General features: G+C 54.8%; 19 protein-coding genes. 10 read left to right on the top strand and 9 right to left on the bottom strand.

Features of this window, described 5'->3' with window-relative positions:
* Positions 1-43 precede the first annotated feature (43 nt).
* From gyrB to dnaA, 4 genes are read right to left on the bottom strand one after another with little or no spacing between them, the layout of a single operon-like run.
* Positions 44-2,458, bottom strand: coding sequence for a DNA topoisomerase (ATP-hydrolyzing) subunit B (gyrB, locus tag OGW17_RS11610; protein ID WP_012000804.1), 2,415 nt, complete (start codon positions 2,456-2,458; stop codon positions 44-46).
* Between the two features lie 28 nt (positions 2,459-2,486).
* Entirely contained in the window at positions 2,487-3,560 is a 1,074-nt protein-coding gene (gene recF / locus OGW17_RS11605) for a DNA replication/repair protein RecF (RefSeq protein WP_012000805.1), read from the bottom strand.
* On the bottom strand, positions 3,560-4,660 hold the full coding sequence (gene dnaN / locus OGW17_RS11600; RefSeq protein WP_012000806.1) for a DNA polymerase III subunit beta: 1,101 nt from the start codon (positions 4,658-4,660) through the stop codon (positions 3,560-3,562). The genes recF and dnaN overlap by 1 nt, the downstream gene beginning before the upstream one ends.
* Before the next feature lie 4 nt (positions 4,661-4,664).
* A complete protein-coding gene (gene dnaA / locus OGW17_RS11595; RefSeq protein WP_024130081.1) occupies positions 4,665-6,068 on the bottom strand; it encodes a chromosomal replication initiator protein DnaA in 1,404 nt (467 codons plus the stop codon).
* Positions 6,069-6,676: 608 nt separating this feature from the next.
* Here dnaA and rpmH point away from each other — a divergent pair.
* The 9 genes from rpmH (at position 6,677) to OGW17_RS11550 (ending at position 14,318) form a co-directional block, all read left to right on the top strand.
* Positions 6,677-6,817, top strand: coding sequence for a 50S ribosomal protein L34 (gene rpmH, locus OGW17_RS11590; RefSeq protein WP_000831330.1), 141 nt, complete (start codon positions 6,677-6,679; stop codon positions 6,815-6,817).
* A 17-nt stretch (positions 6,818-6,834) separates the two neighbouring features.
* On the top strand, positions 6,835-7,194 hold the full coding sequence (gene rnpA, locus OGW17_RS11585) for a ribonuclease P protein component (protein ID WP_012000809.1): 360 nt from the start codon (positions 6,835-6,837) through the stop codon (positions 7,192-7,194).
* Entirely contained in the window at positions 7,158-7,415 is a 258-nt protein-coding gene (gene yidD, locus OGW17_RS11580) for a membrane protein insertion efficiency factor YidD (RefSeq protein WP_001307474.1), read from the top strand. Before rnpA ends, yidD begins: the two co-directional genes overlap by 37 nt.
* A gap of 2 nt (positions 7,416-7,417) precedes the next feature.
* Entirely contained in the window at positions 7,418-9,064 is a 1,647-nt protein-coding gene (gene yidC, locus OGW17_RS11575) for a membrane protein insertase YidC (protein WP_012000810.1), read from the top strand.
* 101 nt (positions 9,065-9,165) lie between these two features.
* A complete protein-coding gene (mnmE, locus tag OGW17_RS11570) occupies positions 9,166-10,530 on the top strand; it encodes a tRNA uridine-5-carboxymethylaminomethyl(34) synthesis GTPase MnmE (RefSeq protein WP_024130083.1) in 1,365 nt (454 codons plus the stop codon).
* 180 nt (positions 10,531-10,710) lie between these two features.
* Positions 10,711-11,883 carry an MFS transporter gene (locus OGW17_RS11565; protein ID WP_012000813.1) on the top strand — a complete coding sequence of 391 codons (1,173 nt, stop codon included), beginning with the start codon at positions 10,711-10,713 and terminating at the stop codon, positions 11,881-11,883.
* A complete protein-coding gene (gene yidZ / locus OGW17_RS11560) occupies positions 11,852-12,811 on the top strand; it encodes an HTH-type transcriptional regulator YidZ (protein WP_012000814.1) in 960 nt (319 codons plus the stop codon). The genes OGW17_RS11565 and yidZ overlap by 32 nt, the downstream gene beginning before the upstream one ends.
* Before the next feature lie 147 nt (positions 12,812-12,958).
* Positions 12,959-13,711: a 4'-phosphopantetheinyl transferase family protein gene (locus OGW17_RS11555; RefSeq protein ID WP_071259092.1), complete on the top strand. Its 753-nt coding sequence runs from the start codon at positions 12,959-12,961 to the stop codon at positions 13,709-13,711.
* 40 nt (positions 13,712-13,751) lie between these two features.
* The gene (locus OGW17_RS11550; RefSeq protein WP_071259089.1) at positions 13,752-14,318 is read left to right on the top strand and encodes an NADPH-dependent FMN reductase; all 567 of its coding nucleotides are present in this window, start codon (positions 13,752-13,754) and stop codon (positions 14,316-14,318) included.
* A gap of 125 nt (positions 14,319-14,443) precedes the next feature.
* On the opposite strand, the gene adeP is transcribed toward OGW17_RS11550, so the two are convergent.
* Complete coding sequence (gene adeP / locus OGW17_RS11545) at positions 14,444-15,781, bottom strand: adenine permease AdeP (protein ID WP_012000818.1); 1,338 nt, start codon at positions 15,779-15,781, stop codon at positions 14,444-14,446.
* Between the two features lie 164 nt (positions 15,782-15,945).
* Here adeP and yieH point away from each other — a divergent pair, with 164 nt between their 5' ends.
* Positions 15,946-16,611 (top strand): 6-phosphogluconate phosphatase, encoded by a 666-nt coding sequence (gene yieH / locus OGW17_RS11540; protein WP_071259086.1) that lies wholly within the window; start codon positions 15,946-15,948, stop codon positions 16,609-16,611.
* 121 nt (positions 16,612-16,732) lie between these two features.
* Here the strand turns inward: yieH and phoU are convergent, their stop codons facing one another.
* The 4 genes from phoU to pstC form a co-directional block, all read right to left on the bottom strand.
* Complete coding sequence (gene phoU / locus OGW17_RS11535) at positions 16,733-17,458, bottom strand: phosphate signaling complex protein PhoU (RefSeq protein ID WP_012000820.1); 726 nt, start codon at positions 17,456-17,458, stop codon at positions 16,733-16,735.
* Between the two features lie 13 nt (positions 17,459-17,471).
* A complete protein-coding gene (pstB, locus tag OGW17_RS11530; RefSeq protein ID WP_012000821.1) occupies positions 17,472-18,245 on the bottom strand; it encodes a phosphate ABC transporter ATP-binding protein PstB in 774 nt (257 codons plus the stop codon).
* Between the two features lie 110 nt (positions 18,246-18,355).
* Positions 18,356-19,246, bottom strand: a complete 891-nt coding sequence (pstA, locus tag OGW17_RS11525) for a phosphate ABC transporter permease PstA (protein ID WP_012000822.1) — start codon at positions 19,244-19,246, stop codon at positions 18,356-18,358.
* The gene (gene pstC / locus OGW17_RS11520) at positions 19,246-20,205 is read right to left on the bottom strand and encodes a phosphate ABC transporter permease PstC (RefSeq protein WP_012000823.1); all 960 of its coding nucleotides are present in this window, start codon (positions 20,203-20,205) and stop codon (positions 19,246-19,248) included. Before pstC ends, pstA begins: the two co-directional genes overlap by 1 nt.
* Positions 20,206-20,257 lie beyond the last annotated feature (52 nt).

Raw genomic sequence — 20,257 nt, 5'->3', positions numbered from 1 at the left:
GGCGCTTCGCTTATCAGGCCTACAGGAGAGGCCTACAAGCTGATTAGATATCGATGTTTGCCGCTTTCAGGGCGTTCTCTTCGATAAAGGCGCGACGCGGTTCAACGGCATCGCCCATCAGCGTAGTGAACAGCTGGTCGGCGGCAATCGCATCTTTCACGGTGACGCGCAGCATACGACGGCTTTCCGGGTCCATCGTGGTTTCCCACAGCTGATCCGGGTTCATCTCGCCCAGACCTTTATAGCGCTGAATCGCCAGGCCACGACGGGACTCTTTCACCAGCCACTCCAGCGCCTGCTCGAAGCTCGCAACCGGCTGACGGCGCTCGCCGCGTTCAATGAACGCATCGTCTTCGATCAGACCGCGCAGCTTCTCACCGAGCGTGCAGATGCGACGGTATTCGCCGCCGGTAACAAACTCGTGATCCAGCGGATAGTCGGTATCCACGCCGTGGGTACGCACGCGAACAATCGGTTCGAACTGCTGCTGTTCGGCGTTCTCGCGAACGTCAAACTTCCACTGGCTGCCGTGCTGCTCTTTCTCGTTCAGCTCGGTAATCAGCGCGTTCACCCAACGGGTGACAGCCTGTTCGTTGCTAAGATCGGCTTCCGTCAGTGTCGGCTGATAAACCAGCTCTTTCAGCAGCGCTTTCGGGAAGCGACGCTCCATACGGCCAATCATTTTCTGCGTCGCGTTGTAATCAGAAACCAGTTTTTCTAACGCTTCGCCCGCCAGTGCCGGTGCGCTGGCATTGGTGTGCAGCGTTGCGCCATCCAGAGCGATGGAGATCTGGTACTGATCCATCGCTTCATCGTCTTTAATGTACTGTTCCTGCTTGCCTTTCTTCACTTTGTACAGCGGCGGCTGCGCAATGTAGACGTGACCGCGCTCGACGATTTCCGGCATCTGACGATAGAAGAAGGTCAACAGCAGCGTACGGATGTGCGAGCCATCGACGTCCGCATCGGTCATGATGATAATGCTGTGATAGCGCAGTTTATCCGGGTTGTACTCGTCACGACCGATGCCGCAGCCCAGTGCAGTGATCAGCGTCGCCACTTCCTGGGAAGAGAGCATCTTGTCAAAGCGCGCTTTCTCCACGTTGAGGATTTTACCCTTCAGCGGCAGAATCGCCTGGTTCTTGCGGTTACGACCCTGTTTAGCAGAGCCGCCCGCGGAGTCCCCTTCCACAAGGTACAGTTCAGACAGCGCCGGGTCGCGTTCCTGACAATCCGCCAGTTTACCCGGCAGACCCGCCAGATCCAGCGCGCCTTTACGACGCGTCATTTCACGCGCACGACGCGCGGCTTCACGCGCACGCGCCGCATCGATAATTTTGCCGACCACGATTTTGGCGTCGGACGGGTTTTCCAGCAGGTATTCGCTCAGCAGCTCGTTCATCTGCTGTTCCACCGCCGATTTCACCTCGGAAGAGACCAGTTTATCTTTGGTCTGGGAGGAGAATTTCGGGTCCGGCACCTTCACGGAAACCACGGCAATCAGGCCTTCACGCGCATCGTCGCCGGTGGCGCTGACTTTGGCTTTCTTGCTGTAGCCTTCTTTATCCATATAGGCGTTCAGGGTACGGGTCATCGCCGCACGGAAGCCTGCAAGGTGCGTACCGCCGTCACGCTGCGGAATGTTGTTGGTAAAGCAGTAGATGTTTTCCTGGAAACCGTCGTTCCACTGCAATGCCACTTCCACGCCGATACCGTCTTTTTCGGTGGAGAAGTAGAAGATATTCGGGTGGATCGGCGTTTTGTTCTTGTTGAGGTACTCAACAAACGCTTTGATGCCGCCTTCGTAGTGGAAATGGTCTTCTTTGCCGTCGCGCTTGTCTTTCAGACGAATAGAGACGCCGGAGTTCAGGAAGGACAGCTCACGCAGACGCTTAGCCAGAATTTCGTATTCAAATTCGGTGACGTTGGTGAAGGTTTCCAGGCTCGGCCAGAAACGCACCATCGTACCGGTTTTATCAGTTTCACCGGTCACCGCCAGCGGCGCCTGCGGTACGCCATGTTCATAGATCTGACGGTGGATTTTGTTATCGCGCTGGATAACCAGTTCCAGTTTCTGGGACAGGGCGTTAACCACGGAAACACCCACGCCGTGCAGACCGCCGGACACTTTATAGGAGTTATCGTCGAATTTACCGCCCGCGTGCAGCACGGTCATGATCACTTCCGCAGCAGAAACTCCCTCTTCCGGGTGAATACCGGTCGGGATGCCACGCCCGTCATCCTGCACGGATACGGAGTTATCGGCATGAATGGTGACGATAATGTCTTTACAGTGACCCGCGAGCGCTTCGTCGATAGCGTTATCTACCACCTCGAATACCATGTGGTGCAGACCGGTGCCGTCATCCGTGTCGCCGATATACATACCCGGGCGCTTACGCACCGCATCCAGCCCTTTCAGGACTTTGATACTGGAGGAGTCATAAGAATTCGACATCAACGTTTCTCGCTCAATTTATCTTGGGTTAATCCGTTATTTTACCCTTTTCCACGGTGAACATCTTCGAATTTTTGTCCGACATGTCCAGAACGTGTTCAGCGCTGATTGCGCTGACAAAGACCTGTGATTGCGTCGCTTTCAAGCGGCTGGCCAGCAGCCCGCGACGCGCATCATCAAGTTCAGAGGCAAAATCATCTATCAGGTAGAGACACCGCCGCCCGCTTTCACGGGTGAGGAACTCCCCTTGCGCCAGTCGTAAAGCGCACATCAGCAGTTTAAGCTGCCCACGCGATAAGGTATCTTCCACCGGCGCACCGTCAGCACGAATGCGGAAATCCGCTTTGTGCGGGCCATGCGCGGTGTAGGTCAACATGCGATCGCGTTCGAAGCTCCGCTCCAGCACCTCGGCATAATCCGTCTCTTTTTCCCAACCGCGCTGAAAAGAGAAGGTGAGGGAGAACTCCGGTAGAAATTGCTGGCAGGTATCCGCCATATCCTGCGCAATACCAGCACTGTACTCAGCACGCCAGGTACTGATTTGTTCCGCGAGAGGAATCAACTCCTTATCCCACGGACGCAATTGTTCATAACGGCTTACCTGGCGCAGCGCCGCGTTGCGCTGCTTGAGCAACCGCTTCAGGTTGCTCCAGGCGGTAAAAAAACCGACTTCGTTGTGAAAGCATCCCCAGTCAAGGAACGCTCTTCTGTATTTGGGGCCGCCGTTGAGTAAAGTAAACCCCTCAGGGGTAATCAACTGCATCGGCATCAGGTGCGCCAGCTCCGCCACTTTGTGACCGTCGGTGCCGTCGATACGCACTTTGCTGTCGCCCAGCTTGTCTTTCGTCAGGCCGATGGCGGTTTCGCGCTCTTCCCCTTGCAAACGTCCGTGGAGGACAAACGACTCCTGCTCGTGACGAATGACGCGGCCAATCTGCAAACTGCGAAACGCCCGGCCGTGGCCGAGCGTATAGATAGCCTCCAGCACGCTGGTTTTGCCGCTACCGTTTGCGCCAACCAGGAAGTTAAAGCCGGGGGATAAAGCGAGATCCGCATTTTCAATATTGCGAAAGTCGCGGATCAACAGGCGGGTGAGCGACATTACAGTCTCATTGGCATCACAACATACGCAGCACTTTGAGACGCCGCATCTTCAATCTGTACGCTGGAAACGGAGTCTGTCAGCAGAATACGCACGGTTTCACATTTCAGCGCGTTCAGCACATCAAGCACGTAGCTGACGTTAAAGCCGATCTCCATCTCAGTACCGCCGTAGGTGACGTCCAGAATCTCTTCCGCTTCTTCCTGTTCCGGGTTGTTGGCGGTGATTTTGAGTTGGTTTTCGCTCACATACAGGCGTACGCCACGGAATTTCTCGTTGGAGAGAATCGCCGCGCGGGCAAACGCCTGCTTGAGAATATCGCAACCCGCTTCCAGCGTTTTGTCCGGGTTCTTCGGCAATACGCGGCGATAATCCGGGAAACGACCATCAACCAGCTTGGACGTAAAGATAAAATCACCGACGTGGGCACGGATGTTGTTACTGCCGATCTGTACGCGCAGCGGGGTTTCGCCGCCGTCGAGCATACGCATCAGCTCAATCACGCCTTTACGCGGCACAATCACCGAATGGTTAGGCAGAGATTGCCCGACCGGCATAGAGCAGACCGCCAGACGGTGACCGTCGGTCGCGACGGTACGCAACTCTTCACCTTCAGTCTCAAACAGCATGCCGTTTAAGTAGTAACGAACGTCCTGATGCGCCATTGAGAACTGGGTGGCTTCAATCAGGCGCTTCATCGTTGCCTGCGGCAGGGTGAATTCGACTTCGCTCTGCCAGTCATCCAGATTAGGGAAATCGGCGGCAGGAAGCGTGGAAAGCGAGAAACGGCTACGCCCGGAGCGCACCAGCATCCGATCGCCTTCCAGCTGGACGGCAATTTCAGCCCCTTCCGGCAAGCCACGGCAGATATCAAAGAATTTCCGCGCCGGGACGGTAGTTGCGCCTGGTTCATGAGGTTGAATCAACGCAACGCGCGCCACCATTTCCATTTCAAGATCGGTGCCCGTCAGCGACAGCGTACCGTCAGCCACCTGCAACAGCAGGTTACCGAGAATGGGCAGCGTAGGACGACCGCCCAGCGGGCCACTGACCTGCTGAAGCGGTTTTAATAAATGTTCACGTTCAACGGTAAATTTCATAGCGTCACGAAGATAATGTTCTGATTAAGTTTGAGAAATCTTCTTTAATATCATGGCTTTCTTCACGCAACTGCTCAATCTTACGGCAGGCATGAAGTACGGTAGTGTGGTCACGTCCACCAAACGCGTCGCCAATTTCCGGCAGACTGTGGTTGGTGAGCTCCTTTGCCAGCGCCATAGCCATCTGACGCGGGCGCGCTACCGAGCGAGATCGACGCTTGGAAAGCAGATCCGCGATTTTAATTTTGTAATACTCCGCCACCGTCTTCTGGATATTGTCGATGGTGACCAGTTTTTCCTGCAACGCCAGCAGATCGCGCAGCGCTTCACGCACAAAGTCGATAGTGATAGCGCGTCCGGTAAAGTTAGCGTTAGCGATCACGCGGTTCAGCGCCCCTTCCAGCTCACGCACGTTAGAGCGTAGTCGCTTGGCAATAAAGAACGCCACCTCGCCAGGCAAACGAATATCATTTTCGTCCGCTTTTTTCATCAGGATCGCCACGCGGGTTTCCAGCTCAGGCGGTTCGATCGCCACCGTCAACCCCCAACCGAAGCGGGATTTCAGACGATCTTCAACGCCGTTGATCTCTTTTGGATAACGATCCGACGTCAAAATGATCTGCTGATTACCTTCTAACAGGGCGTTAAAGGTGTGGAAAAACTCTTCCTGGGATCGTTCTTTATTGGCGAAGAATTGAATGTCATCAATAAGCAGTGCGTCAACGGAACGGTAGTAGCGTTTAAACTCTTCGATCGCGTTGTTTTGCAAGGCTTTAACCATGTCCTGCACAAAGCGCTCGGAGTGCATATACACCACTTTCGCATTCGGTTTGCGCGCCATAATACCGTTGCCCACCGCATGCAACAGGTGAGTTTTACCCAGACCGGTGCCGCCGTAGAGGAACAAGGGATTGTAGGCGCCGCCGGGGTTGTCCGCCACCTGACGCGCCGCCGCGCGCGCCAGTTGGTTGGATTTACCTTCGACGAAGTTATCAAACGTGTGTTTCACGTTGACGTTAGAGCGGTAGGTCGGTTCTGCCGGAGCCGGCACGTTATCCCAGCCCGGGCGCGCTGCGGCTGGCACCGCACGCTGTGGCTGCGCCTGAGCGACCTGCGCAGGCGCAACAACATTGTTGACCGGCGTTTTGAGCGTTTGAGTGACAGGCTTCGTCCCGACCTCAAAACGCAGTTGTGGGGCATCCGCTCCGCAGAAATTATTCAGCAGTCCATTGATATTATTGAGGTACTTGTCTCTTACCCAATCGAGCACAAAACGGTTTGGCGCATACAAAGCCAGCGTGTTATCGCTCAGTTCCGCCTGCAACGGGCGTATCCACATACTGAATTCTGTGGCTGGTAACTCATCCTGCAATCGGGCAAGACACTGCTGCCAAAGCGAAAGTGACACGGCGGACTCCACTCGAACAAAAGTCGATAAATGACAAAGGCTGAAACATTCATGATTGTTGACGCACGTCGAAAAGACCCTGTGCATAAAAGGGTGACGTGCGAATTGCTATCTGCAATTTTACCCGATCAGGATCCGTTGAAACGATCAGGACCGCGGATCATAGCCTAAACTGAGCAAGAGATCTTCTGTTTCTCACAGATTCTTCCCGATTTATCCACAGGATGATCCAGAACCGGGTAAGTGTAAACGATCCAGGCGAAGTGCTGCACGATTTCGCGCGCATATTGAAAAAATTAATGAGTAAAGACGCTATACTGCATAAACGATCTAATAAAGATCCCGTGCGATCCTTGCGCTTTGCCCGGCAGTCCGTATAATCCTCCACCCGTTGTACAATGCCCATCGTACGGCGTTAGCGCTGCTTGTTTTTCGCGCGAAAAGGTGCGGAAAAACGCAGGGTTTTAAGGAAAGAGAATTGACTCTGGAGTGTACAATTATTACAATCCGGCCTCTTTAATCACCCACGCTGAGGCGTAAGTCGTTCGATAATCGTTCGGGTATACGCAAAAGTCAGTGAATTTATTCAAGTTTAGGTAGAAATCGCCATGAAACGCACTTTTCAACCGTCTGTACTGAAGCGCAACCGTTCTCACGGCTTCCGTGCTCGTATGGCTACTAAAAATGGTCGTCAGGTTCTGGCACGTCGTCGTGCTAAAGGCCGCGCTCGTCTGACCGTTTCCAAGTAATAAAAGCTAACCCCTGAGTGGTTAAGCTCGCATTTCCCAGGGAGTTACGTTTGTTAACTCCCAGTCATTTCACATTTGTCTTCCAGCAGCCACAACGGGCTGGCACGCCGCAAATCACCATTCTCGGCCGCCTGAATTCGCTGGGGCATCCCCGCATCGGTCTAACCGTCGCCAAGAAAAACGTTCGACGCGCGCATGAACGCAATCGGATTAAACGTCTGACGCGTGAAAGCTTCCGTCTGCGTCAACATGAACTCCCTGCAATGGATTTCGTGGTGGTGGCGAAAAAAGGGGTTGCCGACCTCGATAACCGTGCTCTCTCGGAAGCGTTGGAAAAATTATGGCGCCGCCACTGTCGCCTGGCTCGCGGGTCCTGATAGCCCTTATACGGGTCTATCAACGCCTGATCAGTCCGCTGCTTGGGCCGCATTGCCGTTTCACGCCAACCTGCTCAAGCTACGGAATTGAGGCATTGCGCAGGTTTGGAGTGATAAAAGGCAGTTGGTTGACGGTGAAACGCGTATTAAAATGCCACCCTTTACACCCTGGTGGTGACGATCCCGTCCCGCCCGGACCATTTGATACCAGAGAACACTAACGATGGATTCGCAACGCAATCTTTTAGTCATCGCTTTGCTGTTCGTGTCTTTCATGATCTGGCAAGCCTGGGAGCAGGATAAAAATCCGCAGCCTCAGACCCAACAGACCACGCAGACAACGACCACCGCAGCGGGTAGCGCCGCCGACCAGGGCGTACCGGCCAGTGGCCAGGGGAAACTGATTACGGTTAAGACCGACGTGCTTGATCTGACCATCAACACCCGTGGCGGTGATGTTGAGCAGGCCTTGCTGCCAACTTACCCGAAAGAGCTGGGTTCTAAAGAACCGTTCCAGTTGCTGGAAACGACTCCGCAGTTTATCTACCAGGCGCAAAGCGGCCTGACCGGTCGTGATGGCCCGGATAACCCGGCTAACGGCCCGCGTCCGCTGTACAGCGTCGATAACGACACGTTTGTCCTCGCGGATGGCCAGAACGAACTGCATGTTCCGATGACCTGGACTGACGCCGCTGGCAACACCTTCACCAAAACGTTTGTCCTCAAACGCGGTGAATATGCGGTCAACGTCAACTACAGCGTGCAGAACGCCGGTGAGAAACCGCTGGAGATCTCCACCTTTGGTCAGTTGAAGCAATCCATCAATCTGCCGTCTCATCGCGACACCGGTAGCAGCAACTTTGCACTGCATACCTTCCGTGGCGCGGCGTACTCCACGCCGGATGAGAAGTACGAAAAATACAAATTCGACACCATTGCCGATAACGAAAACCTGAACGTCAGCTCCAACGGCGGTTGGGTCGCCATGTTGCAGCAGTACTTCGCAACGGCATGGATTCCGCGTAACGACGGCACCAATAACTTCTATACCGCTAATCTGGGTAACGGCATTGCCGCTATCGGCTATAAATCTCAGCCGGTTCTGGTACAGCCGGGTCAGACTGGCGCAATGACCAGCACCCTGTGGGTTGGCCCGGAAATTCAGGATAAAATGGCGGCCGTTGCACCGCACCTGGATCTGACCGTTGATTACGGTTGGCTGTGGTTCATCTCTCAGCCGCTGTTCAAACTGCTGAAATGGATTCATAGCTTCCTGGGTAACTGGGGCTTCTCCATCATCGTTATCACCTTTATCGTTCGTGGCATCATGTACCCGCTGACGAAAGCGCAGTACACCTCCATGGCGAAGATGCGTATGCTACAGCCGAAGATTCAGGCTATGCGCGAGCGTCTGGGCGATGACAAACAGCGTCAGAGCCAGGAAATGATGGCCCTGTACAAAGCTGAGAAGGTTAACCCGCTGGGCGGCTGCTTCCCGCTGATCATCCAGATGCCTATCTTCCTGGCGTTGTACTACATGCTGATGGGCTCCATTGAACTGCGTCATGCGCCGTTCGCACTGTGGATCCATGACTTGTCCGCACAGGACCCGTACTACATCCTGCCGATCCTGATGGGCGTGACGATGTTCTTCATCCAGAAGATGTCTCCGACTACCGTGACCGACCCGATGCAGCAGAAGATCATGACCTTTATGCCGGTCATCTTCACGGTATTCTTCCTGTGGTTCCCGTCAGGTCTGGTGCTGTACTATATCGTCAGCAACCTAGTAACCATCATCCAGCAGCAGCTGATTTACCGTGGTCTGGAGAAACGTGGCCTGCATAGCCGCGAGAAGAAAAGCTCCTGATTCCATGTAGGCCGGGTAAGCGTAGCGCCACCCGGCAATCAGAACAGCGATGACAGGGCGGTCAATTGACCGCCTTTTTTATTAGCAAAAAAGAGAAGATCATGAGCCATAACGACACTATCGTCGCCCAGGCTACCCCACCGGGACGCGGTGGCGTCGGTATCCTGCGCATTTCCGGCCTCAAGGCGCGCGAGGTGGCCGAAGCCGTATTGGGCAAGCTACCAAAACCGCGTTACGCCGATTACCTGCCGTTTAAAGATGCCGATGGCACGGCGCTGGATCAGGGGATCGCGCTGTGGTTTCCCGGCCCGAACTCGTTCACTGGTGAAGACGTACTGGAACTGCAAGGGCATGGCGGCCCGGTCATTCTCGACCTACTGTTAAAACGTATTCTGACGCTCCCCGGCCTGCGCATTGCCAGACCGGGCGAGTTCTCCGAGCGCGCGTTCCTCAATGACAAGCTCGACTTAGCCCAGGCAGAAGCGATTGCCGACCTGATCGACGCCAGTTCCGAGCAGGCGGCACGCTCGGCGCTGAACTCGCTACAGGGGGCATTTTCCGCGCGTGTGAATCATCTTGTGGAAGCACTCACTCACCTGCGCATCTATGTGGAAGCGGCCATTGACTTCCCGGACGAGGAGATCGACTTCCTCTCCGACGGCAAAATTGAAGCCCAGCTCAACGGCGTGATCGCCGATCTCGATGCGGTACGCGCCGAAGCGCGTCAGGGCAGCCTGCTGCGTGAAGGGATGAAGGTGGTCATTGCCGGACGCCCTAACGCCGGGAAATCGAGCCTGCTGAACGCCCTGGCGGGCCGTGAGGCCGCCATTGTCACCGATATCGCTGGCACCACCCGCGACGTGCTGCGCGAGCATATTCACATCGACGGAATGCCGCTGCACATCATCGATACCGCCGGTCTGCGCGATGCCAGCGATGAAGTGGAACGTATTGGGATTGAGCGCGCCTGGCAGGAGATAGAACAGGCCGACCGCGTGCTGTTTATGGTGGATGGCACAACCACCGATGCCGTTGATCCGGCGGAAATCTGGCCGGACTTTATCGCCCGTTTACCGGCGAAACTGCCGATCACCGTTGTGCGCAACAAAGCTGACATCACTGGCGAGACGCTGGGTATCAGCGAGGTGAATGGTCACTCACTTGTCCGTCTTTCCGCCCGTACCGGCGAAGGCGTGGATGTGTTGCGTAACCATCTCAAACAAAGCATGGGCTTTGACACCAATATGGAAGGCGGCTTCCTTGCCCGCCGTCGCCATCTTCAGGCGCTGGCAGAAGCCGCAGAACATCTCCAGCAGGGCAAATCACAGCTGCTTGGCGCCTGGGCTGGCGAACTGCTGGCGGAGGAGCTGCGTCTGGCGCAGCAGGCGCTGAGTGAGATCACCGGCGAGTTTACCTCCGACGATCTGCTGGGCCGTATTTTCTCCAGCTTCTGTATTGGCAAGTGATGTTGTTTTGCCCGGTGGCGCTACGCTTACCGGGCCGACTAAATCTGTAGGCCGGATAAGGCAAAGCCGCCATCCGGCAATAATAAATTTCCTCACAGGAAATCACCGTTGTCCAAATGGCAACTCGCGTCACTGAAAAGCTCCCCGTATTCTTAGCGCCACGCTTATTGTGAGGACGCTATGACCCGCTTTCTAATCTGTAGTTTTGCCCTTGTTTTACTCTACCCAGCCGGTATCGACATGTATCTGGTCGGTTTACCCCGTATTGCCGCCGATCTGAACGCCAGCGAGGCGCAGCTGCACATCGCGTTTTCGGTATACCTGGCCGGGATGGCTACCGCAATGCTGTTTGCGGGTAAAGTTGCAGACCAGTCAGGGCGCAAACCGGTGGCGATAGCGGGCGCGGTGATATTCATCATCGCCTCCATGCTTTGCTCACGAGCAACGGACGGGTCGCTGTTCCTGACCGGGCGCTTTATTCAGGGCATCGGGGCGGGGTGCTGTTATGTGGTGGCGTTTGCGATTTTGCGCGACACGCTGGACGATCGCCGCCGGGCGAAGGTGTTATCGCTATTAAACGGAATTACCTGCATTGTGCCGGTATTAGCGCCAGTGTTAGGGCATTTGATTATGCTTAAATTCCCGTGGCAAAGTCTGTTTTACACGATGATAGCGATGGGTATCGCGGTATGCCTGCTCTCGGTGTTTATCCTGAAAGAAACGCGCCCGGCAACATGCTCATCGACCTCGCGCCCTCAGCAAAATGCAGAGTCGCTGCTCAACCGCTTTTTCCTCAGCCGTCTGGCGATCACTACGTTGAGCGTGTCGGTGATCCTCACATTTGTAAACACCTCGCCGGTGTTGCTCATGGAAATGATGGGCTTTGATCGCGGTGAATACGCCACCACAATGGCGCTGACGGCAGGCATCAGCATGGCGGTGTCGTTCTCAACGCCCTTTGCGCTGAGCGTATTTAAACCGCGCACGCTGATGCTCACGTCGCAAGGGCTGTTTCTGGCTGCGGGCATCGTACTCAGCCTCTCATCCTCTCACGCCGTCACGCTCTTTGGCCTGACGCTCATCTGCGCAGGTTTTTCAGTTGGCTTTGGCGTGGCGATGAGCCAGGCATTAGGCCCATTCTCACTGCGTGCTGGCGTCGCAAGCTCTGTACTCGGCATTGCACAGGTCTGCGGGTCATCGCTGTGGATATGGCTGGCGGCAGTCATTGGCTTTAACGCCCTGAATATGCTGATCGGGATTCTGATTGGCTGTAGCATGGTCTGTATCCTGTTACTGATGACCATACAGCCCGCAGCGCATTATGAAAAAATCCATCACCAGTCTCGATCTTAATCTGTTGTTATGTTTGCAGCTTCTGATGCAGGAGCGCAGCGTCACCAAAGCGGCGAAGCGGATGAACGTCACGCCCTCGGCGGTGAGTAAGTCGCTGTCAAAGCTGCGAACATGGTTTGATGACCCGCTGTTTGTGAACACGCCGCTGGGGCTGACGCCGACGCCGCTGATGGTCAATATGGAGCAAAGCCTGGCGGACTGGATGCAGATGAGCAATCAGCTGCTTGATAAACCGCATCACGAATCGCCACGCGGCCTGAAATTTGAACTGGCGGCAGAGTCGCCGCTGGTAATGATCATGTTCAATTCTCTGTCGCAGCAGATTTATCAGCGCTATCCGCAGGCCACAATCAAGGTGCGTAACTGGGATTACGACTCGCTGGATGCCATCACACGCGGCGAGGTGGATCTCGGCTTTACCGGAAGGGAGAGCCATCCCCGTTCGCGGGAGCTTCTCAGCCTGCTGCCGCTGTCTATCGATTTTGAAGTCCTGTTCAGCGACCTCCCCTGGGTCTGGCTGCGGGAAGATCACCCGGCGCTACAAGAAGAGTGGAATCTGGAAACATTTTTACGCTATCCGCATATCAGCATTTGCTGGGAGCAAAGCGACACCTGGGCGCTGGATGATGTATTGCAGGAGATGGGCCGCAAACGCAACATCGCCTTAAGTTTACCGGGGTTTGAACAATCGCTGTTTATGGCCGCCCAGCCGAACCACTCGCTGCTGGCGACCGCGCCTCTCTACTGCCAGCGTTATAACCAGCTCCACCAGCTCCCGTTGGTCGCGCGTCCTCTCCCTTTTGACGCCGCCCAGCGAGAAAAACTGATGGTGCCTTTTACCCTCCTTTGGCATAAACGTAACAGCCATAACCCTAAAATTATCTGGTTAAAAGAGACCATTAAAACACTCTATAGCCACCTCTCCTGACGGTAAATTAACCACGACCGCGTCAGAAATGTAAAAGTCGCGTAAGCGCCGCTGTTTTTGTCGAACTTTTGACCAGTAAAACCTGTCCATAATCTACGTAAATGTTACTCTCGTAATAATCACGGACCATTAATCACGGAGCGAAAAATGGCGACACATTTTGCCAGAGGGATTCTTACGGAGGGACACCTGATTTCAGTCCGTCTGCCTTCTCCATGCCACATCGAAGCCAGAAACCTTCCCGCTCACCGCCGGACACGTTTTTTGGCTTCACGCGGCTTACTCGCTGAACTGATGTTTATGCTCTACGGAACCAGCGAGCTGCCGGAAATTGCTATTCAGGCCAAAGGGAAGCCTGTCTTTCGCGATAAAAATCTGCCCGCGTTCTCCATCTCATATGCCGGGAATATGGTGGGCGTAGCGCTGACAACGGAGGGGGAATGCGGCCTGGATATGGAATTACAGCGAGCCATACGAGGCTTCCATAGCCCACTTTCAGCCGAGAGTCCGGCGTTCTCCAGCAACGAAAATCTGTGGATCAACAATCAGAGCGATCCCAACGAAGCGCGCGCGCAACTGATCACCTTACGCCAGAGCGTGCTAAAGCTAACCGGTGACGTACTGAATGACGATCCGCGTGAACTCCAGCTCCTTCCCGGCGCAGGCCGCCTGAAATGCGCCCACGTTACGCAGGTAGAGGCAATATGCGACGCGGAAGATATTCTGGTCTGGTCGGTGGCGGTTACGCCAGCCATTGAAAAACTGAATGTTTGGGAGTTTGATAGTAAGCAAGGATGGAAAAGCCTGGCCGATATCCAGACCCGGGCGAATGAACCCACCGGTCGCCTGATGCGATTCGCTCAATTATCCACAGCAAAGTCATCTTATACACTTAGCTGATTCGGCCCTGTCCCGGCCGCCATGATGAAAAGGAGTAATCATGTCCGAAACGTTGAATGTTGTTACGTTACTGGGGAGCCTGCGCAAAGGTTCATTTAACGGTATGGTCGCCTGCACGCTGCCGAAAATTGCCCCGGCAGGCATGGAGGTCAGCGCATTACCTTCGATTGGCGATATTCCGCTGTATGACGCTGACGTGCAGCAGGAAGAGGGGTTCCCGGCGAGCGTTGAAGCGCTGGCGGAGCAAATCCGTAAAGCGGACGGCGTCGTCATCGTCACACCGGAATACAACTACTCGGTGCCTGGCGGACTGAAAAACGCGATCGACTGGCTGTCCCGCCTGCCAGAACAGCCGTTAGCCGGGAAACCGGTGCTGATCCAGACCAGCTCAATGGGGGCAATCGGCGGCGCTCGCTGTCAGTATCATCTGCGCCAGATTCTGGTATTCCTTGATGCGATGGTAATGAACAAACCGGAGTTTATGGGCGGCGTGATTCAGAACAAAGTTGACCCGCAAACCGGGGAAGTGGTTGATCAAAGCACGATTGATCATCTTACCGGCCAGCTAACCGCGTTTGGCGATTACATTCAGCGCGTTAAAGCGTGATAACAGCGCGCGCGTAGAGCCGCAGGCCGGATAAGGCGTTTGGCCGCCATCCGGCTATCAAATTTGCCTGATGGCGCTACGCTTATCAGGCCAGGACACCTCGCGCAGCGCCGTATCAGCGGCAATTAGTGCGCGTCGATAAACACAATCTTCAGCACAAACAACAACGCCACAACCACCACGCAAGGGCTCAGCTCACGCAGACGTCCGGTGCCGATTTTCATCACACAGTAAGAGATAAAGCCCAGCGCGATACCTTCGGTAATCGAGAAGCTGAACGGCATCATCACGGCAGTAATAAACGCCGGAACAGACTCGGTAAGGTCCTGCCATTTCACGCGCGCCAGACTGGAAGTCATCAGTACGCCAACATAGATCAGCGCCCCGGCAGCGGCATAACCCGGCACCATTCCCGCCAGCGGCGACAGGAAGATAACCAGCAGGAACAGCAGACCGACAACAACGGCGGTCAGGCCCGTGCGCCCGCCGACGGATACGCCGGATGAGGACTCGATATAGGCGGTAACCGACGAGGTTCCAATAAACGCCCCGGTCACAGAAGAGACGCTATCGACGAACAGCGCCTGCTTCATCCGCGGGAATTTACCTTTCTCATCAGCCAGACCGGCTTTGTCGGTAACGCCAATCAGCGTACCGGAGGAGTCGAACAGGTTCACCAGCATGAAGGAGAAAATCACGCCAGCCAGACCAATGTTAAACGAGCCCGCCAGATCCACATGCCCGATCACAGAGCTAACGCTTGGCGGCGCAGAGACAATGCCGTTGTAATGCACATCACCCATCATCCAGCCGAGCAGCGTCGTTACAATAATAGAGACCAGCACGGCGGCATGAATGTTACGTGATGCCAGAATAGCGATGATGAAGAAGCCCAGCACGCCGAGCAGTACGCTGTGGGAGGTCAGATTACCGATGCTCACCAGGGTTTCCGGGTTCGCGACGATAACGCCTGCGTTTTTCAGCCCCATCATGCCGATAAACAGGCCGATACCGCTGGTGATGCCCACGCGCAGACTGACCGGAATGTTAGCAATCATCCAGTAACGCACGCGGAAGATGGTCAGCAGCAGCAGGCCGATCGCTCCCCAGAAGATTGCGCCCATACCAACCTGCCAGGACAGCCCCATCGCGCCAACGACCACGAAGGCGAAAAACGCGTTCAGACCCATAGCCGGCGCCAGCGCGACCGGTAAATTAGCAAACAGCCCCATCAGAATGCTGCCGAACGCCGCGATAAGACAGGTGGTAACGAAGACGGCGCTGGTGTCCATGCCAGCAACGCCAAGAATCTGCGGGTTAACAAAAACGATGTAAACCATCGTCAGGAAGGTGGTAAAACCGGCGATCACTTCGGTTCGTGCCGTCGTGCCATGTTCGCGCAGTTTAAACACGCGTTCCAGCATACCCTGACCAGAAGTCTGGGTGGTGTGTTGTTGACTCATTATCTATTTCCGAACAAGGAGGGAAAATTCGTCGCTATCCTATACCAAAATGCGACAATAAGGGCAGTTGTGAGACACTTTTTTCATTGAATTTGCTTATACGGCAACGATTGCGTCGCACAATAAGGCATTACGAAAACGTTAAACTAGCGAGAAAAGAAAGCATGTCCCAGATTCAAGCGGTATTTTTCGACTGCGACGGTACGCTGGTCGACAGTGAAGTCATTTGCTCCCGCGCGTATGTCGCGATGTTCCAGGAATTCGGCATCACGCTCGATCTCGAAGAGGTGTTCAAACGCTTTAAAGGCGTAAAACTCTACGAAATCATCGATATCATTAACGAGGAACAGAGTGTGTCGTTAGCAAAAGCGGATTTAGAACCCGTTTACCGCGCCGAGGTCGCACGCCTGTTCGACTCAGAACTGGAGGTGATCGCAGGGGCGAATGCGCTGCTGGACAGCATGACGGTGCCGATGTGCGTCGTCTCTAACGGCCCGGTCAGCAAAATGCAGCATTCACTGGGCAAGCTGGGCATGTTGCATCATTTTCCAGAAAAATTGTTCAGCGGCTATGACATTCAACGCTGGAAGCCCGATCCGGCTCTGATGTTCCACGCGGCAAAAGCCATGAACGTTAACGTGGAGAATTGCATTCTGGTGGATGATTCCAGTGCCGGCGCCCGGTCGGGAATCGATGCGGGAATGGAGGTGTTCTACTTCTGCGCCGATCCGCACAACAAACCGATCGATCATCCAAAAGTAACGACGTTTACCGATCTGGCGCAGTTGCCGGAATTGTGGAAGGCGCGGGGTTGGAATATCGTCGATTAAACCGTAGGCCTGATAAGCAAAGCGCCATCAGGCGAATGGCGCAGAATGCCGGATGCGGCGTAACGCCTTATCCGGCCTACAATAGCGACGCCGGGGGATCCCGGCGAACGCAACAAGCCGCTTATTCCTTCGGATCTTTCCCCGCCAGCAGCTTATCCAGTTCATCACCGCCGACGTGACGGAAGTCTTGCCCCTTCACGAAGTAGAAGATGTATTCGCAGATATTCTGGCAGCGATCACCGATGCGCTCAATGGAGCGTGCGCAGAACAGCGCGGTCAGCACGCTTGGAATGGTGCGCGAATCTTCCATCATGTAGGTCATCAGCTGACGCACGATACCTTCGTATTCCTGGTCAACTTTCTTGTCTTCACGGTAGATACGCACCGCTTCGTCAATATCCATTCGCGCGAACGCGTCCAGCACATCATGCAGCATCTGTACGGTGTGACGCCCCAGCGACTCCAGGCTCACCAGCAGCGGCTGGTGCTGGTGGGAGAATTTCTCCAGCGCGGTGCGACAAATTTTGTCCGCCACGTCGCCAATGCGCTCCAGTTCAGCGATGGTTTTGATGATAGCCATCACCAGGCGCAGGTCGCTCGCTGTCGGCTGGCGTTTGGCAATGATGCGCACGCACGCTTCATCGATCGCCACTTCCATCATGTTGACGTGCTTATCGCCGTCAATAACGCGTTTCGCCAGTTCGCTATCCTGATTATGCATCGCGGTGATCGCATCAGAAAGCTGTTGCTCCACCATGCCGCCCATGGTCATCACCTGGGTGCGGATGCTTTCCAGTTCTGCGTTGAACTGGCCGGAAATGTGTTTGTTAAGGTTTAGGTTGTCCATGGTTAGCTCCAAATCAACCGTAGCGGCCAGTAATATAATCTTCGGTTTGCTTTTTAGCGGGCTTAGTGAACAGATCGTCCGTGTTGCTGAACTCAATCAACTCACCCAGATACATAAACGCCGTGTGGTCGGAACAACGCGCAGCCTGCTGCATGTTGTGCGTTACGATCACCACGGTGTAGTCCTGCTTCAGCTCAGTGATCAGCTCTTCAATACGCCCGGTGGAAATCGGGTCCAGCGCTGAACACGGCTCATCCAGCAACAGAACTTCCGGGCGAATGGCGATACCACGCGCAATGCACAGACGCTGCTGCTGACCACCCGAGAGAGAGTACCCGCTCTGGTGCAATTTATCTTTGGTTTCGTTCCATAATGCGGCTTTGGTCAACGCCCACTGAACGCGTTCGTCCATATCGGCGCGAGACAGTTTCTCAAACAGGCGCACGCCAAAAGCGATGTTGTCATAGATAGACATCGGGAACGGCGTCGGCTTCTGGAACACCATCCCCACTTTGGCACGCAGTAGAGCGATATCCTGGGTGTTGGTAAGGATATTATCGCCATCCAACAGGATCTCGCCTTCCGCACGCTGCTCTGGATACAACGAATACATTTTGTTAAAGGTACGCAGCAGTGTGGATTTACCACAGCCAGACGGCCCAATAAACGCCGTGACCTGGTTCTTCGCGATATCCAGGTTGATATCCTTCAGGGCATGGAATTTGCCGTAGTAGAAGTTCAAATCACGAACCTGAATCTTACCCGGAGCAGTATCAACCATACTCATTTCAATCTCTTCCTCATTCGGCGTCGCCGTTGGCCGCGCCGTAAAAAATTAACCGCTGTTCACATCTGTAGGCCAGATAAGGCGTTTACGCCGCCATCCGGCACCTGAAATTAACCGTGTTTACTCTTCGCAAAAATGATGCGCGCCAGAATATTCAGCAACAATACGCACAGGGTAATGATCAACACCCCAGCCCAGGCCAGTTGCTGCCACTCCGCAAACGGACTCATCGCAAATTTAAAGATAGTGACCGGCAGGTTAGCGATAGGCTGCATCATGTCGGTGCTCCAGAACTGGTTGGAAAGCGCAGTAAAGAGCAGCGGCGCGGTTTCACCCGCAATACGGGCAACCGCCAGCAGTACGCCAGTGATGATCCCGGAAATCGAGGCTTTCAGGGTAATCGCCGAGATCATTTTCCATTTCGGCGTCCCCAGCGCATAGGCCGCTTCACGCAGGCTATCCGGCACCAGTTTCAGCATGTTCTCTGTGGTACGAATGACGATAGGCACCTGTAGCAGCGCCAACGCAATCACGCCCGCCCAACCGGAGAAGTGCTCCATTTGCGCCACCACGATGGTGTAAACAAACAGACCGACCACGATAGACGGCGCGGAAAGCAGGATGTCGTTAATGAAACGGATCACTTCCGCAAGCCAGGATTTACGGCCATATTCCGCCAGGTAGATCCCCGCCATGATGCCAAGCGGCGTACCAAATACCGTCGCCCACAAAATTAACAGTCCGCTCCCCGCCAGGGCGTTCGCCAGACCACCGCCAGCGGTATTCGGCGGCGGCGTCATTTCAGTAAACAGCGCCAGCGACATGCCGTCGAAACCACGCGTAATGGTGGACATCAGGATCCAGATGAGCCAGAACAGCCCAAACGCCATCGTCGCCATTGAGAGCGTCAATGCGATGCGGTTTCTCGTGCGGCGCTTAGCCTGCATTTTACGGCGGGATTCCGCCAGTTCTGCGGTCGTTTGCATTTCAAGCGTAGCCATTAGCGTGCCCCCTCATTCTTCGCCAGACGCATAATCATCAGCTTAGAAATCGCCAGCACAATGAAGGTAATCACAAACAGAATCAGACCCAGTTCCATCAACGCGGCAACGTGCAGACCAGACTCCGCTTCGGCAAATTCATTCGCCAGCGCAGAGGTGATACTGTTGCCCGGCATGTACAGCGAAACGCTGTCGAGCTGGTAGGTGTTACCGATGATAAAGGTCACCGCCATGGTTTCTCCCAGCGCACGACCCAGTCCCAGCATAACGCCGCCGATCACCCCATTTTTGGTGAACGGAAGGACGATACGCCAGATAACTTCCCAGGTGGTGCAGCCGATGCCGTAGGCCGACTCTTTCATCATCACCGGGGTTTGTTCGAAGACATCGCGCATAACTGCCGCGATGTAAGGAATGATCATAATGGCGAGAATGACGCCCGCCGCCAGAATACCGATACCAAATGCCGGGCCGGAGAACAGTGCGCCAACAAACGGAATGTTGGAAAGAATATTCCCGACCGGTTCCTGGAACCAGGTGGCAAACAGCGGCGCGAAGATAAACAGGCCCCACATGCCGTAGACGATACTGGGGATAGCCGCCAGCAGTTCGATGGCGATGCCCAGCGGGCGACGCAGCCAGCCCGGCGCCAGTTCCGTCAGAAACAGGGCAATACCGAAGCTCACCGGAACGGCGATCAGCAGAGCGATAAACGAGGTAACCAGCGTGCCATAAATGGGAACCAGCGCGCCGTAGATATCGTTTGGCGCATCCCACTCTTTAGTCCACAGGAACGAGAAGCCAAACTTCTCAATGCTTGGCCAGGAGGAGATAATCAGCGAGACAATAATGCCACCCAACATCAATAGCACAATCAGCGCAGCCAGTTTTACCAGCGCGCTGAATATCATGTCACCCTTTTTACCCGGCGGGTTAAAAGCAGGCTTGGTTGCAGCCATAAATTACTCTTTCCATTAAACGCGTTTACGAAGTTGCCCATGCCGGATGGCG

It is taken from the genome of Citrobacter sp. CK181 (assembly GCF_030333595.1).
Lineage (GTDB): Bacteria > Pseudomonadota > Gammaproteobacteria > Enterobacterales > Enterobacteriaceae > Citrobacter_B > Citrobacter_B koseri.
The sequence above is the reverse complement of the archived record's forward strand: the minus strand, read 5'-3'. Positions and strand labels throughout refer to the sequence as shown.